Annotated in this window: 14 protein-coding genes; 6 read left to right on the plus strand and 8 right to left on the minus strand. The window is 63.3% G+C overall.

Annotated features, from left to right (window positions below; genetic code table 11):
• Nucleotides 1-6: 6 nt before the first annotated feature.
• Nucleotides 7-909 (minus strand): LysR substrate-binding domain-containing protein, encoded by a 903-nt coding sequence (locus DOM56_RS03650; RefSeq protein WP_110707503.1) that lies wholly within the window; start codon nt 907-909, stop codon nt 7-9.
• Between the two features lie 160 nt (nt 910-1,069).
• Between DOM56_RS03650 and DOM56_RS03655 the strand changes: the two genes are divergently transcribed.
• Nucleotides 1,070-1,654, plus strand: a complete 585-nt coding sequence (locus DOM56_RS03655; protein WP_110707504.1) for an NAD(P)H-dependent oxidoreductase — start codon at nt 1,070-1,072, stop codon at nt 1,652-1,654.
• On the opposite strand, the gene DOM56_RS03660 is transcribed toward DOM56_RS03655, so the two are convergent.
• Nucleotides 1,651-2,934, minus strand: coding sequence for an MFS transporter (locus DOM56_RS03660; RefSeq protein ID WP_110707505.1), 1,284 nt, complete (start codon nt 2,932-2,934; stop codon nt 1,651-1,653). The two genes, DOM56_RS03655 and DOM56_RS03660, sit on opposite strands and share 4 nt — an antisense overlap.
• Before the next feature lie 102 nt (nt 2,935-3,036).
• On the opposite strand from DOM56_RS03660, the gene DOM56_RS19640 reads away from it, so the two are divergent.
• Nucleotides 3,037-3,177 carry a hypothetical protein gene (locus tag DOM56_RS19640; RefSeq protein ID WP_157958150.1) on the plus strand — a complete coding sequence of 47 codons (141 nt, stop codon included), beginning with the start codon at nt 3,037-3,039 and terminating at the stop codon, nt 3,175-3,177.
• 25 nt (nt 3,178-3,202) lie between these two features.
• On the opposite strand, the gene DOM56_RS03665 is transcribed toward DOM56_RS19640, so the two are convergent.
• Both DOM56_RS03665 and DOM56_RS03670 read right to left on the minus strand, forming a co-directional pair.
• Nucleotides 3,203-4,786, minus strand: a complete 1,584-nt coding sequence (locus tag DOM56_RS03665) for an alkaline phosphatase D family protein (protein ID WP_110707506.1) — start codon at nt 4,784-4,786, stop codon at nt 3,203-3,205.
• A gap of 138 nt (nt 4,787-4,924) precedes the next feature.
• Nucleotides 4,925-5,848, minus strand: coding sequence for a LysR substrate-binding domain-containing protein (locus DOM56_RS03670; RefSeq protein WP_110707507.1), 924 nt, complete (start codon nt 5,846-5,848; stop codon nt 4,925-4,927).
• Nucleotides 5,849-5,937: 89 nt separating this feature from the next.
• Here DOM56_RS03670 and DOM56_RS03675 point away from each other — a divergent pair, with 89 nt between their 5' ends.
• Complete coding sequence (locus DOM56_RS03675) at nt 5,938-6,489, plus strand: NAD(P)H-dependent oxidoreductase (RefSeq protein ID WP_110707508.1); 552 nt, start codon at nt 5,938-5,940, stop codon at nt 6,487-6,489.
• Nucleotides 6,490-6,497: 8 nt separating this feature from the next.
• Here DOM56_RS03675 and DOM56_RS03680 read toward each other — a convergent pair whose 3' ends face one another.
• On the minus strand, nt 6,498-8,693 hold the full coding sequence (locus tag DOM56_RS03680; RefSeq protein ID WP_110707608.1) for an OsmC domain/YcaO domain-containing protein: 2,196 nt from the start codon (nt 8,691-8,693) through the stop codon (nt 6,498-6,500).
• 414 nt (nt 8,694-9,107) lie between these two features.
• Between DOM56_RS03680 and DOM56_RS03685 the strand changes: the two genes are divergently transcribed.
• The 3 genes from DOM56_RS03685 (at nt 9,108) to DOM56_RS03695 (ending at nt 13,040) form a co-directional block, all read left to right on the plus strand.
• The gene (locus tag DOM56_RS03685) at nt 9,108-9,830 is read left to right on the plus strand and encodes a gluconate 2-dehydrogenase subunit 3 family protein (RefSeq protein WP_110707509.1); all 723 of its coding nucleotides are present in this window, start codon (nt 9,108-9,110) and stop codon (nt 9,828-9,830) included.
• A 64-nt stretch (nt 9,831-9,894) separates the two neighbouring features.
• Complete coding sequence (locus DOM56_RS03690) at nt 9,895-11,262, plus strand: cytochrome c (protein WP_110707510.1); 1,368 nt, start codon at nt 9,895-9,897, stop codon at nt 11,260-11,262.
• A gap of 5 nt (nt 11,263-11,267) precedes the next feature.
• Nucleotides 11,268-13,040, plus strand: coding sequence for a GMC family oxidoreductase (locus DOM56_RS03695; protein ID WP_232822158.1), 1,773 nt, complete (start codon nt 11,268-11,270; stop codon nt 13,038-13,040).
• Nucleotides 13,041-13,216: 176 nt separating this feature from the next.
• On the opposite strand, the gene glpK is transcribed toward DOM56_RS03695, so the two are convergent.
• From glpK to glpD, 3 genes are all read right to left on the minus strand, one after another.
• Nucleotides 13,217-14,722: a glycerol kinase GlpK gene (glpK, locus tag DOM56_RS03700; RefSeq protein WP_110707511.1), complete on the minus strand. Its 1,506-nt coding sequence runs from the start codon at nt 14,720-14,722 to the stop codon at nt 13,217-13,219.
• A 70-nt stretch (nt 14,723-14,792) separates the two neighbouring features.
• Nucleotides 14,793-15,521 carry an MIP/aquaporin family protein gene (locus DOM56_RS03705; protein WP_198655655.1) on the minus strand — a complete coding sequence of 243 codons (729 nt, stop codon included), beginning with the start codon at nt 15,519-15,521 and terminating at the stop codon, nt 14,793-14,795.
• Nucleotides 15,522-15,621: 100 nt separating this feature from the next.
• The gene (gene glpD / locus DOM56_RS03710; protein WP_110707512.1) at nt 15,622-17,136 is read right to left on the minus strand and encodes a glycerol-3-phosphate dehydrogenase; all 1,515 of its coding nucleotides are present in this window, start codon (nt 17,134-17,136) and stop codon (nt 15,622-15,624) included.
• Between the last annotated feature and the right edge of the window lie 167 nt (nt 17,137-17,303).

Below are 17,303 nucleotides of genomic sequence, written 5' to 3' on the forward strand. Positions count from 1 at the left end.
CGATCTCTAGGCGTGCAGGTAGTTCCCCGGCAGCCGCTCGGCGAGAAACTCCACGAACAGCCTTGCGCGTTGCGAGAGTGCGCTCTGGCGATAGTAGACGACATTGATGCGCTGAGTTCGGAACTGGGTTTGCTCGGGCAGCACATCGACGAGCGTGCCGCTCTGGCGTGGGGCGAGGGTCATGTAGTCGGCGAGACAGGCGATTCCCTCGCCCGCGAGGACCAGCTCCAGCAGCGTGGGGCCGCTGGATGCCGAGAGCGATGGTTTCACGTGAAACGGCTCGCCGTGGACGTCGAGTAGCGGCCAGTCGTTGAGATGATCGAGCTGGCTAAAGCCGAGCAGGCTATGCCGTGCGAGGTCGCCGACGCTGCGGGGTGCGCCGTGAAGCCTGAGATAATCCGGGCTGGCCAGAAGACGCAGTGGACTATGGCCCAGCGGCCTGGCATGCAGCGAGGAGTCCTCGAGTTCGCCAATACGGATGGCGAGATCGACGCGCTGTTCGAGCAGATCGATGAAGCGATCGTGGGTATCGAGTTCCAGGGTGATACCCGGATAGCGGTCGCGGAATTCGCCGACGACCGGCACGATCACGAACTGCATGAAGCTCGGCGCCGCATTGATGCGCAAGCGGCCTTGGGGGCGTTCATGACGGTTGGTGATCGCTTCCTCGGCATTGTCGACGGCGGCGAGAATCGACCGGGCGTGATCCAGGAACGTCTCCCCCTCCTCGGTCAGTTCCAGGCGTCGTGTCGTTCGTCTCAGTAGTGTCGTCTCGAGTTTTCGCTCCAGCCGGTTCAGAGCGCGACTGACGCCAGAGACGGTCAGGCCAAGCCGTTCGGCGGCGGCGGTGATGGAGCCGCTGTCGACCACGGCGACAAAGGCTTGCTGCTCTTCCAGGGTGCTCTTCATCGTGTTGCCGCATCACAGGGTTTTGTTGATTTTAAATCAAAAGTGACTTGCCGGCCGGGTGGTTTATCCGAGGCGATTTCTCTTCACAATGGCTGCCATTCCTCCGGGCTCGGTAGTTACCGAGTGCCGCCTGACCAGTATTGATGGAGAACCATTCGAGATGAAGATCCTGTTGATCAACGGTGGCAAGCCGTTCGCCCATTCCGGCGGTGAGCTCAACAATACCTTCCACGCCGTCGCCGTCGCTCAACTGAGCGAGCTGGGCCACGAGCTCCGCGAGACGGTGATCGAGCAGGGCTACGACATCGACGCCGAGGTACAGAACTACCTATGGGCGGATGTCATCGTCTACCAGATGCCGGGTTGGTGGATGGGGACGCCCTGGAGCGTGAAGCGCTATATCGACGAGGTCTTCACCGAAGGCCACGGCACGCTCTATGCCAGCGACGGCCGCTCGCGCCAGGATCCCACCAAGCAGTATGGCAGCGGCGGTCTGCTGCAGGGGCGGCGTTACCTGTTGTCGTTGACCTGGAACGCGCCCCTCGAGGCATTCGAGGCGCCGGACAACTTCTTCGAGGGGCGTGGCGTGGACGGCGTCTACTTCCCGTTCCACAAGGCGCAGCAGTTCGTCGGGCTGGCCGCGCTGCCCACCTTCATCGCCAACGACGTGATCAAGGCGCCTGACGTCGAGCGTGACGTCGCCGCCTATCGCTCTCACCTGCGCGAGGTGTTCGGCACGGCCTAGTCTGCTTCGGCGCTGCGTGTCTCGCCCACCCCGAACCAGAACACCAGCGGAGCCAGCGCGCCGAAGGCGGCGAGAAACAGAAAGCCGCCGACATAGCCGCTGGCATCCACCACATAGCCGGCGACCAGGTTGGAGGCCGCCGCGCCAAGGGCGAACAGCGTGCCGAGGACCCCGACGGTGGCGTTGTAGCGCCCGCTGCCGCGAGTCAGGTCGGCGGCCACGATCAGCCACAGCACACCGAAGATTCCCGCGCCGATGCCATCCAGCGCCTGCACCAGCAGCAGCCACACCGGGTCGTTGCTGACCCCGTAGAGCAGGCCGCGCAGCGGCAGCGCGAGCAGGCCGATCAGAAATACCGGCCGCCGCCCCCAGCTCTCTGCCCGGCGCCCCGCCCACCAGGCCACCGGTACCATCACCAGCTGCGCGATCACGATGCACGCCGACATGTAGAGCGAGGCGGCATCCTGGTCGCCGATGGTCAGGTACTGGCCGACCAGCGGTAGCATCGCGGCGTTGGCAAAGTGAAACAGCGTCAGCGCCGCACCCAGCATCAGCACCCGGCGGTCGCGCAGCACTTGCATCAAGCCGCGGGCGTGGGGTTGCGCATCGGCTGCCTCCTGCGCCACCGCACCGCGGGCGGCGACATGGTCGATGTCCGTCTCGCGGATCACCAGCGCGCTGATCAGACTGCCGCAGGCGAATAGCAGCAGCGAATAGAACAGCCACTCGATGCTCAGGAAGTGCGCCAGCAGCCCGGCGAGCAGCGCCGAGACCACGTTGCCGGCGTGGTTGAACACCTCGTTGCGGCCCTGGCGCGCGGGAAAGCGCCGGCGCCCCACCATACCCAGGGTGATCGCCGCCACCGCCGGCAGCAGCAGCGCCGCGCTGACCCCCATCAAGGCCTGCAGCAGCAGGATCGAGGGCAGGTTGACGAAGGCCGGCAGCGTCATCAGCACGCTGCAGACCGCCACCACCAGAGTGGCGAGGGCGGTGAGCAGGCGCTTGCGGCGGGTGATGTCGAGCAGCACCCCGGCGGGGCTCTGGGAGAGCATGGTAGCGAAGGTCATCGCCGACATCGCCAGCCCGATCTGTCCTGCGCTCCAGTCGAAACGGGTCAGCAGGTAGATCCCCAGGAAAGGCCCCACGCCGTCGCGCACGTCGGCGAGGAAGAAGTTCAGGCCATCCAGGCCGCGCCGGCTACGCAGTGAGGGCGTATGGGATGGGGCAGACGCATGTGATTCGAGAGGCAGGGTCTCGGCGGGCTGTGGCTCTGGCGGCATGGGGGCTCTCGGGCATTCACCGCGGGCTGCGGCGACAGCTAGTGTAGCCCGGCTAGGCCAGCACGGCTTCGCTCGGGCGGGGTCGGTGGGAATCGGCTGGCGATGACGGTGGTGATGCCGGACGGGCGCATCGTCGAGACCGGCAACTGGGCACGCAAGCCCGCCGCCGGCTACGACCTGACACATCTGATGATCGGCGCCGAAGACACGCTCGGCATCATGAACCCGGGCAAGCTGGTGTGATCTTGCCGCATGCCGCCAACTGCCTTCAGGCGTTGATGGAACGGGTCTCGGGCTCCAGCACCTGGGTGTGCAGCGTCCTGCCGTCGCTGTCTTTCAGCCGGACGGTCAGTGTCTCGCTCTCGGCATCCAGATCGGCCTGGCCGAAGAACTGGTAGCCCGCCGAGGGCGGCAGGTTGGACTGGCCCTCGGACGGGGCCTTGAAGAAGGTCACCTCGGGGCCAAAGGTGGCGTCCATTTCGCTGGGGCCGAAGGTGCCGGCGTGGAGCGGGCCGCTGACGAATTCCCAGAACGGTTTGAACGCCTTGAAGCTGGCGCGCTCCGGGGCGTAGTGATGCGCGGCGGTGTAGTGCACGTCGGCGGTGAACCAGACCACATTGGCAATATCATCGTCGCGAATGGCCTGGAGCAATCGGGCGATCTCCAGCTCGCGGCCAAGAGGCTGGCCGGGATCACGGTTGGCGATCGCTTCGAACTGATCGCCATCCGGAACCACCATGCCGATCGGCATGTCGGCGGCGATGATCTTCCAGGTCGCGTTGGAGTCGTTCAGCGCTTGCCGCAACCAGCGGAACTGGTTTTCACCCAGGAACGCGGTGGCCGAGGACTCCTCGTCTTGCAGGTTGGCGCTGTTGGGCCCGCGATAGCTGCGCATATCCAGCATGAAGACTTCCATCCCCGGGCCGTAGGAGAACCGTCGGTAGATCCGTTGCGGGGCGGAAGCGGGCAGGCGGATCGGCATGTACTCGAGAAACGCCTGACGGCCGCGGGCGGCGAGCAGCGCGACGTTCTTTTCCGTGTACCGATCGTTGTCGAGGATCTTCTGCGGATACCAGTTGTTGGTCGTCTCGTGATCGTCCCACTGCGCCAGCATCGGCACTTCGGCGGCAAAACGCCGGAAGTTGGCGTCGAGATGGTTGTAGGCGTGCTGGCCGCGATATTCGTCCAGTGTCTCGGCGACCTTCTGCTTGGCCGGCGTGACGATATTGCGCCAGATACCGCCATCGGGAAGCTCGGTCTGCGCTTCCAACGGCCCGTCGGCGTAGACCGTGTCGCCGGAGTGGATGAAGAAATCCGGCCGAACCTGGCGCATCGCCTCCCAGGTGCGCATGCCACCGCGGGATTCATCGATGCCCCAGCCCTGGCCGACCACGTCGCCGGACCACACGAAGCGCAGGTCGCGCGGTGCGCTCGGCGGCAGTCGCAACTGCCCGACCACCGGCTCGCTGATCGCGCGCGAGTCGCCGAGCGCGGCGAAGCGCACCCGATAGTGCACGGTATCCATGCCTGCCAGGCCGGTGGCATCGATCTTGCCGATCAGGTCAGTGTTGGGCAGCACATCGACCCAGGGCAGTGGGCGTGCGCCACGGAACTCCGGGTTGTCGGCGACCTCGATCAGCATCCGCGACGGCTGGCTTGCCTTGCCCCATAGCATGGCGCGGTCCGGCAGCACGTCGCCGCTCATCACGCCGCTTTCCACCGTCGGGCGTCGGCCCTCGGCCAGCACGATCGCCGGCGCGCCGAGAAGACCGATTCCCGCCAGGCCGAGCCCGACGTGGCCACTGGCGACCAGGAAGTCGCGTCGCGTGAAAGGCTTCGTCGGTATCGTCATGTCTCGTCTCCTCGAGGGCTCGTCATCGATGATTGGCAGGCTAGCGCCGTCCCGTGACGCTTGCGTTAAGCGAGGGCATAGAGACGTGATCGGGTGGCAACGGCCGTGAGGGCGAGCCTCGTTGCCCGGAGAACCGTGTCAGGATGATCCGCTGCCGTGGCTTTCCTGAAGCCCGGCAAAGATCGTGCTAAGGGTATTTGCGACGTGGTTTATGGCGACGTCGCCTGTGTTGCGTGAATGCCAGGCGAGATGGAGCGGGAAGCCACTCACCGGGATGGGCGGCTCGAACGTGACCAACCCGGGATAGTCTCGCATCACACCGTGGCTTGGCATCATCGCGACGCAATCGGTGGCGAACAGGATGCTCGGTACCATGTGGAATGAGCCCACCACGGCACCGACCATGCGCTTCTGGCCTATCTCCTCGAGCGCGATATCCAGCGGTGTACTGGTGGCGCCGGCGCCGGAAACGATCACATGTGGATAGGCAAGCCATCCGCCTAGATCGAATGTGCCCGCTAGCGGGTGATCCTGGCGCATGGCAACGACATAACGCTCCTCCAACAGCGTGCGTGTTTCGAGTTCGCCGCCAGGCGTAAACACGGAGATGGCAAGATCGGCCGTTCCCTCCATCAGCGCTTTTCTCGAGACATCGGCGCCGGGCCAGGGTCTGAAGACGATTCTGATACCGGGTGCGGTGTGCTGCAGCTGCCGCAATAAAGACCCTGCCAGCAGAGTGACAGGGTCGTCGGCAGAGAGAATGGTGACGATCTGCTCTATGTCGTCGAGCCTCGGTTTCGGCAGATCGATCAATCTGGAGACATCGCCAATGATGGCTGCCAGCGGTCCGCGCAGGGCTTCCGCCTTGCGTGTTCTGATCATCACGCTCCCGACCCGTTCGAGCAGCGGGTCATCGAACAGGTAGCGACATCGTTGCAGTGCCGACGATACCGCGGGTTGCGACATGTTGAGCCGGATTGCCGCGCGGCTCACATGACCCTCTTCGAGCAGCGCGTCGAGCACGGTCAGAAGATTGAGGTCGATCGAACGTAAATTCTTCATGTGAATAGTGGCGCATATCAACAATCGATTGGATGGATGATAGCCCACTGCCCGACCATGGGGATGATCGATTACCCGAGGCGATACCCATGAGCAGAACACTTATTCTCATCTTCCATCGCGATCTCGCTGGTTCGCACGCCAATGCGACCTTGGCAGAAGCCGTTACCGATATCCGAGGCGTGGAGATCGTCGACATGCAGGCCCGCTATCCGGACGGCAGAATCGACATGATGTCCGATGGTGCCGTCGAGGCAGCGGGACTGCTCGAGGCTGACAGGATCGTTCTGCAGTTTCCGATTCACTGGTATTCCACCCCCGCGTTACTGAAGGCCTGGCAGGACGCCGTGCTGACGCGAATGTACTACCTTAACGGCGATAATGAGGGGGCGAGACTCGTGGGCACGCCGATCATGTTGGCCATCACGGCTGGCAACGATCCTGGCGCCTATACCCGCGAGGGCCAGAACTACTATTCGGTCGATGAAATCCTGATACCGCTCAAGGCGACCGCCTATCGCTGTGGTCTGCCGTGGCACGACCCTTTCATTGTCTATCGAGCGGATACGCTGGAAGCCGCCACGCGCGATGATGCGGCCCGCGGATACCGGCGGGCCATCGAGCGTTTCATCGGCGGGTGAGTGCGGGCTCAGCGCGCCCGGGCGGCCCGCCAGGCGTGCAGCTTGCGGTAGCTCTCGAGCAGGCGCTGGTGGCGCTCGATACCTTCGAGCTCGAGGCTGGTCGGTGTCAGCCCGGGGAAGCGCACCGAGCCCTCCACCGCGCCGATGGCGTCCGCCATCTTCGCCTCGCCGAACATCCGGGTCAGGTTGTGGCGGTAGTCGTCGAGATCGAGATCATCGTCCAGGGCGATCTCGAGTACCGCGGTGAGCGCCTGATAGAAGAGCCCGCGGTCGACGGTGTTGTCGTTGAACTGCAAGAACATCTGCGCGCCGTCCAGGGCGTCTTCGAGGCGCCCCAGCGCCAGTTGGATCAGCAGCTTCAGCTCGGCAATGGTCAGCTCCGACCAGACGGTGTTGTCGTCGAACTCGATCCCGATCAGGGTGACGATCTTCATCTGCTCGTCAAGCTCGCTCTCCTCCAGACGCTCGAGCAGGTCGGTCAGCTGTGCCTCATCGAGGCGGTGCAGGGCGAGGATATCCTCGCGGAAGGCCAGCGCCATGTTGGTGTTGTCCCACACCAGATCCTCGACCGGGTAGACCTCGGAGTAGCCGGGCACCAGGATGCGGCACACCGGGGCGCCGAGATCCTCGAAAGTGGCGACATAGGCCTCCAGCCCCTCGTCGTCGAGAATCGCGAACAGGCGCTCGGCCTCCTCGTCGTTGGTGCCGGAGAAGTCCCACTCGACGAAGTCGACGTCCGCCGTGGCGCTGAAGAAGCGCCACGACACCACGCCGGACGAGTCGATGAAGTGCTCGACGAAGTTGTTGGGTTCACTCACCGCCTGGGCGTTGAAGGTGGGCGGCGGCAGATCGTTCATGCCCTCGAAGCTGCGCCCCTGCAGCAGCTCGGTGAGACTGCGTTCGATGGCGACCTGAAGGCTCGGGTGCGCGCCGAAGGAGGCGAACACGCCGCCGGTGCGCGGGTTCATCAAGGTGACGCAGGCCACCGGGAAGCGCCCGCCGAGGGAGGCATCCTTGACCAGCACCGGGAAGCCTTGGGCCTCCAGCGCCTGCACGCCTTCGACAATCGTCGGGTACTGCGCCAGCACCGCCTCGGGGACGTCCGGTAGCGCGATCTCCTGCTCGATGATCTGGCGCTTCACCGCCCGCTCGAAGATCTCGGAGAGGCACTGCACCTGCGCTTCGGCGAGGGTGTTGCCCGCACTCATGCCGTTGCTGAGATAGAGGTTCTCGATCAGGTTGGAGGGGAACCATACCGTCTCGCCGTCCGAGTGGCGCTGGAACGGCAGCGAGACGATGCCGCGGTCGGTGCGCCCGGAGTTGGTGTCATACAGATGCGAGCCTAGGAGTTCGCCGTCCGGGTCGAAGATCGCGCGGCAGTGGTCGTCGAGAATCTCGCTGGGCAGCGCGTCGTCCGGCCCCGGCTGGAACCAGCGCTCGTTCGGATAGTGGACGAACTCGCTGGCGGCGATCTCGCTGCCGAAGAACTGATCGTTGTAGAAGAAGTTGCAGGAGAGGCGCTCGATGAACTCGCCCAGCGCCGAGCACAGCGCGGCCTCCTTGGTCGCCCCCTTGCCGTTGGTGAAGCACATCGGCGAAGCGGCGTCGCGAATGTGCAGCGACCAGACGTGGGGCACGATATTGCGCCAGGAGGCGATCTCGATCTTCATGCCGAGACGCTCGAGGATGCCCGTCATGTTGGCGATGGTCCGCTCCAGCGGCAGGTCCTTGCCTTCGATCCAGGTCTCCTGGCTCTCGCCGTCCTTGTCGAGCGAGCCGCCCATCAACAGCGCCTGGGCGTTCTCGTCGATGTTCTCCACCGCCTCGATCTGGAACTCGGGGTTGTTCTGGATCACCCGCTTGACCGAGCAGCGCTCGATCGAGCGCAGAATGCCGGTGCGATCCTTGTCGGAGATATCCGCCGGCAGCTCGATCTGGATGCGGAAGATCTGGTTGTAGCGGTTCTCCGGGTCGACGATGTTGTTCTGCGACAGCCGGATGTTCTCGGTGGGGATCTCACGAGCGTTGCAGTAGACCCGCACGAAGTAGGCCGCGCAGAGCACCGTGGAGGCGAGGAAGTAGTCGAACGGCCCCGGCGCCGAGCCGTCACCCTTGTAGCGGATCGGCTGGTCGGTGATCACCGTGAAGTCGTCGAACTTGGCTTCCTGGCGCAGGTTGTCGAGATAGTTGACCTTGATTTCCATGGGGCGAACCGGGTTGCTGAATGGCGTGGCCCGAGCGTCGGCCGGGCGGATGCCGGCCATTATCCGGATTTCAACGGGTGGCGTCTTGGCCTGATGGGCATCGGTATATAGGCTGCTATCGTTTTGTGCCATAATTACGTTGCTATATTACCTTGGACTGCGGCGTCGTTGACACGCCCACTTGCTCGGCGGAGCTGGTTCAGCCATTGTGATTTGAGTCCATGTCGCCCTGACAGCGGCATGGGAGCTCGCTTTATCGCTGTGAAACCTGATTGATAACTGGCGCTTCGGGCCCTCGGGTGGGTGACGGTCGACACCTGCCTGGCTTGCAGGCCGATATCGCTCACGCCTCCAAGGGCGTGACGTTGCGTAATAATACCGACTTCCCGTGACAGTCGAGGATGGCCAAAGATTATGCCGAAGAATGACTTCCAGCCCGGTAGGCGTGCCCTGCTGAAGGGCTCGTTGCTGATGTTGCCTGCGATGGGAACGGGCGTTGGCCTGATCGCGAAAGCGGGCGCCGATGATGCGCCGCATATCGATGACTACACGCCGACTTTTTTCTCCACCGAGGAGTGGCAGTTCATCCTGGCGGCCACCGATCGGCTGATCCCTGAAGACGAGACCGGCGCCGGCGCTCTGGGCACCAACGTCCCCATCTTTCTCGACCTGCAGCTCGGGAGCGAATACGGCAGCGCCGATAACTGGTACATGGAAGGTCCTTTCCCGAAGAGGGCGCCAGCCGCGTTCGGCTACCAACTGCCATTCACCCCGGCGGAGCTCTATCGCTACGGCATCGCTGCCACCCGCAGGTATTGCCAGGACACCTATCAGGCCGACTTCTCCGAGCTGGACGCCAAGCGTCAGATCGAGGTGTTGAGCGGTCTGGAAAACGGTGACATTCACTTCGCGCCGCAGCAGGGGCGCGAGCTGCCGAGCGCCACGTTCTTTTCCTTTCTGCTCAAGAACACCAAGGAAGGTTATTTCGCCGACCCACAGTACGGCGGCAACAAGCACATGGGCGGCTGGAAGATGCTGGGCTTCACGGGCGCGCGTGCCAGTTTCCGCGAGTGGGTCGATCAGTACGATCGACCCTATCCGCTTGGGCCGGTCAGCCTTTCCGGCGAGCGGGGATGAGCCGCTACCTGACGCTGTTGAAGAGCACGGCGTTTCCCGACACATTCAGGATAAGGAATCTCCCATGAGTCGTTCATGGAGCCAGGTCTCGGTTGGCATGCTGGCGATGGGGCTCGTCTCGGTCGCGCTGCCTGCTGTCGCCCAGGAGCACGGCAGTTCGGATGACGCCCAGATCGAGCGGGGCGCCTATCTCGCCCGAGCGGGTGACTGCGTCGCTTGTCACACTGCACCCGGTGGTACGCCGTTCGCCGGGGGGCTGGCGATCGACAGCCCGTTTGGGACGATTTATTCGACCAACATCACCCCCGACAAGGACCACGGTATCGGCAACTACAGCCGCGATCAGTTCGCCGCGGCGGTGCGCCAGGGTGTGCGCGCCGATGGCGCCAACCTGTATCCGGCCATGCCTTATCCGGCTTACGCCAAAGTCTCCGATGAGGATATCGATGCGCTCTACGCCTACTTCATGCACGGCGTCGAGCCGGTCTCCGAGCAACCGACGAAAACCGATCTGAGCTTCCCGTTCAATCAGCGCTGGGGCGTCGGCCTGTGGGACTGGTTCTTTACCGATGACCCGACCACGGCAACTGCCCCCGGTGGGGAAAACCCGGTGGCTCGTGGTCGCTATCTGGTCGAGGGGCTGGGTCACTGCGGCAGTTGCCACACGCCGCGCGGGCTTGCGTACCAATCCAAGGCGCTCGACGACAGCGACAGCGACTTTCTTAGCGGCGCTAATCTGAATGGTTGGCTGGCCCCGGCCCTGCGTGGTGGAGACGGTGTCGCTGGCATGGGCATCTCCGGCTGGAGCGAGGGGGACATCGTCGAATATCTGGCGACGGGACGTAATGCCCACGCGGCGGTGGGCGGCGAGATGACCAGTGTCATCGAGCACAGTACCTCGCATCTGTCCGACGATGATCTTCAAGCGATAGCGGCCTATCTCAAGACGCTGCCATCGGTCGACAGCGATACCCAACATGCCTTCGATGCCACCACCGATAGCGACACCGAGCAACAGCTCACTGGCGCGACCGATATCTCCGAGGGCGCCGAGCTCTATCTCAATAGCTGCAATGCCTGTCACTTTGCCAATGGCAAGGGTGCGCCTCGTGTATTCCCATCGCTGGTCGGCAACTCCTTGATCAATGCCGACGACCCCGCCGGCTTGATCCACATCATCCTCGCTGGCGCTGAGCTTCCCTCGACGCCCAAGGCCCCGGAGCGCTTGATGATGCCCGGCTTCGCCTGGCGCATGAGCGACAAGGAGATCGCCAATCTCGCGACCTTCCTGCGGCAGGGCTGGGGTAACCAGGCCCCCGGCGTTTCTGCCGACCAGGTCGCTGCCGTGAGAAGCGAGCTTGACCCCGAAGAGACCCATAGCAGCCAACCCGACCCGGTCTACGCCGAGCCGAACGCCAGCGAACAGGAGTAACCAACGTGCCCATCAACAAACAGCCAGTCGATGTCGTGATCATCGGGCTCGGATGGACCGGGTCGCTGATCGGCATGGAGATGACCGACGCCGGTCTCGATGTCGTTGCCCTCGAACGCGGCGCCGATCGCACCAAGGAAGATTTTCTCTACCCCAAGCCCGCCGACGAACTGAAGTACGGCGTGCGCCTGGGCATGATGCAGAGCCCGCGGACAGACGGCGTTACCATTCGTCGCAACAGTGGCGAAACGGCGCTGCCGCAGCGCCAATGGACCACCTTCCATCCCGGTAATGGCGTGGGTGGCTGCGGTGCCCACTGGACCGGTGTGCTCTATCGCGCGACGCCGACCGAACTCTCCATGAAGAGCTTTGCCGACGCTACCTTTTCACCGGGGTTCCTGCCGGAAAACATGGTGATGCAGGATTACGGCGTTACCTACGACGAGCTCGAGCCGCACTTTGACCTCTTCGAGCGCATCGCCGGTCTTTCCGGCCAGGCAGGCAATCTCAACGGCGAGATCATAGACGGTGGTAACCCCTTCGAGGGGCCGCGTAGCAAGCCCTTTCCGCTGCCGCCGTTACCGCGCACGCTGACGGATACCCTATTCACCGAGGCGACCCAGTCTCTGGGGTGGCACCCATACCCGTATCCCTCGGCGAACGTCTCCCAGGCGTACACCAACCCCTATGGCATGCAGTTGGGACCCTGTAACTTCTGCGGTTTCTGCAGCAATTACGGTTGTCTCAATTATTCCAAGGCGTCGCCGCAGACCTGTGTGCTGGACGCGCTCAAGCGTCGTGACAATTTCAGCTATCGCACTCAGTGCGATGTACGCCGGATCAACAAGGCCGACGATGGCCAGACCGTCACCGGCGTGACCTATATCGATGGCGATGGCAACGAGGTGTTCCAGCCGGCGAAGATGGTTTTCCTGTGCTCGTTCACGCTTTCCAACGTGCGCCTGTTGCTGCTCTCCGGCATCGGACAGCCGTACGACCCGATTAGCAATACCGGTGTGGTAGGTCGTAACTTCACCTATCAGATCACCGGTTCGGTCGACATGTATTTCGAACGGCACCAGTTCAACCCGTTCATCAGTGCGGGTGGGAGCGGTCAGGTGATCGATGACTTCGCCCCAGACGCCTTCGACACCGAGCAGCACGGCTTCATTGGTGGTTCGTACATCTACACGACCCAGGGGCCAGGTGGTGCCATCGGGGGGACTCGGGTCCCACCAGGCTCTCCGAGTTGGGGCAGCGAGTGGAAGCGCAATGCCCAGCGCGAATATGGTCATCACATGATGATCGGCACCACGGGTTCCAACATGGCCTATCGCGACTGCTATCTGGATCTCGATCCCAACTATCGGGACCCCCATGGCGATCCGCTGTTGCGCATGACCTACGACTGGAAAGAGAACGACATGCGCATGACCATGTTCATGGCCGATCGGATTCGCGAGATCGTCGACGAGCTGGGTCCGGACTATCACACCGAAAGCTTCCACAAGGTCGGCGATCAGTTCGATCCATCCCATTATCAATCTACACACCTTACCGGTGGCGCAGTGATGGGCACCGATCCGAAAACCTCGGTGGTCAACCGCTACCTGCAACACTGGGATGCGCACAACCTGTTCGTGATGGGGGCGAGCAACTTCCCGCAGAACATGATGCACAACCCCACGGGGACGGTAGCGGCATTGACGTTCTGGTCCGTGCGCAAGATCCGAGAGAGCTATCTCGCCAATCCAGGACCATTGATGTCCAGAAGCTGAGCATGTGCCCGCACCGCCGGTGAAGAGCGGCCGAAGGGGCATTGCGGATGCGCAAGGCTGACGCTTCGCCACGATGTGCGGGAAGGAGACGATCTTGATCTAAAAGGCCCGAGCCTCAACGACGTGGGGCTCGGGCCTTGTATTTCGCAAGACGGCGTCGCGGGATGCGAACGTGCCTACGAGGCGACCTGGAACGCCATGGTGGCCTGCACCGCCCGCTTCCAGCCGCCATACAGCTCGTCGCGTCGATCTTTGCCCATGACGGGTTCGAAGCGACGTTCGATCGCCCACTGCTCGGAGATCTGCTCGCGGGATTCCCAGAACCCCAGCGCCAGCCCGGCGAGGTAGGCCGCGCCGAGCGCCGTGGTCTCGCTGATCTCGCTGCGCAGGACGTCGACACCGAGAATATCGGCCTGGAACTGGGCCAGGAAGTTGTTGGCGATGGCCCCACCGTCGGCGCGCAGTTCGGTCAGCTCGATGTCCGCGTCGGCCTGCATCGCCTCGAGCACGTCCGCGGTCTGGTAGGCCATCGATTCGATGGCGGCGCGGATGAACTGCTCCTTGCTGGTACCGCGCGACAGGCCGAACATCGCCCCTCGCACGTTGGAGTTCCAGTAGGGAGCACCGAGGCCGGTGAAGGCCGGTACCAGATAGACGCCGTCGTTGCTGCCGGCGCGCTCGGCGTAGGCTTCGGAGTCCGACGACTTGCCGAGCATGCGCAATCCGTCACGCAGCCACTGGACCACCGAGCCTGCCACGAATATCGACCCTTCCAGGGCATATTCGACCTCGCCGTCGATCTCCCAGGCGATGGTCGTCAACAGCCCGTTGTCCGATTTCGTGGCCTCGTTACCGGTATTCATCAGCGTGAAGCAGCCGGTGCCGTAGGTGTTCTTGGCCATGCCGGGCTTGAAGCAGGCCTGGCCGAACAGCGCCGCCTGCTGATCGCCGGCGATGCCCGCGATCGGCAGCTTCGTGCCGAAGAAGAATTTCGGCAGCACGTGACCGTAGACTTCGCTGGAGGACTTGACCTCGGGCAGCATCGATTCCGGCACGCCGAACAGCTCGAGAAGTTCCGGGTCCCAGCGGCGCTCGCGAATGTTGAACAGCAGCGTGCGCGAGGCGTTGGTCACGTCGGTGACGTGTTCGGCGCCGCCGGTCAGGTTCCAGATCAGCCAGGAGTCCATGGTGCCGAACAGCAGGTCGCCCTTCTCGGCCTTCTCCTTGACGCCGTCGACGTTGTCGAAGATCCACTTGATCTTGGTGCCCGAGAAGTAGGCATCGATCACCAGACCGGTCTTGTCGCGGACCCTGTCTGCATGACCGGCGTCGCGCAGCTCGTCGCAAATCTCGGCCGAGTGCCGCGATTGCCAGACGATGGCGTTGTAGACCGGCTGGCCGGTGTGCTTGTCCCAGATCACCGTGGTTTCACGCTGATTGGTGATGCCGATGCCGGCGATCTCCTCGACATCCACCTGGGTGTTGTTGATCACTTCGGTCAGCGTGGTCAGCACGCTGGTCATGATGTCGCGGGGGTTGTGCTCGACCCAGCCCGGACGCGGAAAGATCTGCTCGAACTCGCGCTGGGCAACGCCCGCGATCTTGCCGTCGTGATCGAACAGCATGGCCCGCGAGCTGGTGGTGCCTTGATCGATGGCCAGAACGTATTTCTTGTCACTCATGAGAAACTATCCTTCTGAATGGTGAGTCCTGAATGAGGAGTCGACGTGTCTCTGAATCGCCCGTTGCCGCTCAATAGACCGTGGCGGCGAGTGCCGCGAGGCTGCTGCCGATGATCGGGCCGACGAACGGCACCCAGGCGTAACCCCAGTCGTTAGAACCCTTGCTCCGGATCGGCAACATGGCATGCGCCAGACGCGGCCCCATGTCCCGAGCGGGGTTGATCGCGTAGCCCGTGGGCCCGCCCAGCGATGCGCCGATGGCGACCACCAGCAGTGCCACGGCCAGCGGCCCCAGGCCGTTGGGCGTATGGCCGAACATGATGATGACGAACACCAGCACGAACGTCCCGATGGCTTCGGTCACACAGTTCCAGAAACGCGACCGGATGGTAGGAATGGTCGAAAAGGTCGCCAGGATGGTGGTTGCGTCCTCGGTATCGTCGTACTGCTTCTTGTAACAAAGGTAGCAGAGCACGGCACCCAGCCAGGCACCCACGAACTCGCCAGTGAAGTAGGCCAGCGTATTGTTCAGGGTGATGGGAATGCCGTCCGCGTACTCGGTGGCCGGCCCCAGCCACAGCGCGAGCGTGATGGCCGGATTGAGATGGGCACCGGTATCGAACGCGATCCACACGCCGCAATAGACCGCGAGTCCCCAGCCGAAGAAGATCAGCAGCGGGCCGCCATTGTGGCCGCCGGTCTTCTTGAGCAGCACGTTGGCCACCACGCCGCAGCCGAGCAGCGTCATGCAGGCCGTACCGGCAATCTCATGCAGCACTATCGTTTCTATGACTCCCATGGTCTTCCTTACTGTCAGTGGTGTTCCGGCCGGCATGGCCCCGGTGGCCAGCGCCACGCCGATGACTCGATCGGCTGTCGAGGCGTGGTGCGTTCGTCGGCTATGTTTCTCCCGCCGTCGCTGCCTGAGACGGGCAGCCTAGGTAATCGGCGAGCCGGCGCTGTTCGTGCTCGTCGAGACGCAGGCCGAGCTTGGAGCGGCGCCAGAGGATGTCTTCCGCGGTCCGGGCCCATTCGTGCTCGCGCAGGTAATCGACCTCGGCGGCATGGAGATCGGCGCCGAAGTGTTCGCCGAGATCGGCCAGACACTGAGCCTTGCCCAGGATCGTCAGCGCTCGGGTGCCGTAGTTGAACACCAGACGCGTCGCCATCGGCGAGGGCAGAAAGGCGTGGCTGGCCTGCAGTGACTCGAGGAGCTGCTGGGGATTGGCGTCATCGCCGCCAGGCAGCGGATGACCGTCATGGGTCCAGGCCTTCTCGCGCTGACCAAGCGTCGGCGCCAGTTGGTCGACGGCATCCTCGGCCAGCCGGCGATAGGTCGTCAGCTTGCCGCCGAAGACGTTGAGCAGTGGCGCGCCACCGGCCGTGTCGAGCTGGATGCGGTAGTCGCGGGTGATCTCGCTGGCGTTGTCTTCGTGATCATCGAGTAGCGGGCGCACGCCAGAGTAGCTCCAGACCACGTCGTCAGCGCCGATCTGTCGCTCGAAATAGCGGTTGATGGCATCGCAGAGGTAGGCAATTTCGTCCGGCTCGATCGCCACCTTGCCTGGCGCCCCCGAATGTTCGACATCGGTCGTGCCGACCAGGGTGAAGTCGCGCTCGTAGGGAATGGCGAAGACGATGCGGCCATCCGGCTGCTGGAAGATATAGGCGTAGTCGTGGTCGAACAGGCGCTCGACCACGATGTGGCTGCCCTTGATCAGACGCAGCGAATAGGGGTGGTTCTGGGCGGCGATATCGTCCAGGAAGCGAACCGCCCAGGGGCCTGCCGCGTTGACCAGCCCGCGCGCGTGCACCTCGCTGGTCTCGCCGTCGCTCGTCTTGAGCGTCACCTGCCAACCGTCGGCGCTGCGTGTCGCCGTCTCGGCCCGGGTGCGGGTCATGATCCGCGCGCCGCGAGCGGCCGCGTCCATGCAGTTGAGCACCACCAGGCGGGCATCCTGGACCCAGGCATCCGAATAGGCGAAGCCTTTGGTGAACGTCGCTTTCAACGGTGTGCCGGCCGGGTGGTCGGAGAACTTGACCCCGTGCGAGTTCGCCAGGGTCTGTTTCCCGCCGAGATGGTCATAGAGAAACAGTCCGATACGGATCATCCAGGCTGGGCGCAGGTGCTTCTGATGCGGAAGCACGAAGCGCATCGGCCAGATGATATGGGGCGCCATCTTGAGCAGGACTTCCCGCTCGGATAGCGCCTTGGCCACGAGCTTGAACTCGTACTGCTCCAGATAGCGCAGGCCGCCGTGAATCAGCTTGGTGGAGGCCGACGAGGTATGGCTGGCGAGATCATCGGCCTCGACCAGCAGCACCGAAAGGCCGCGGCCCACGGCATCCCGAGCGATGCCGGCGCCATTGATGCCGCCGCCAATGACAATCAGATCGTAGCTTTCGTTGGCCATGTTCGGATCTGCTCATGTGTGTTCGGTTTAGATCATTGTGGCGCGAAATCGAACATTATGAACTAGGCAGAAAGTCGTAGACGATCCGCCATCCCTGAATGCCGGTATAAAAATATAAAGATAAATCAAATAAATGTGCCTTGTATTGCCGCGACCAGCAATGTTCG

This window comes from Salinicola sp. CR57 (genome assembly GCF_003206585.1).
Taxonomy (GTDB): Bacteria; Pseudomonadota; Gammaproteobacteria; order Pseudomonadales; family Halomonadaceae; genus Salinicola; species Salinicola lusitanus.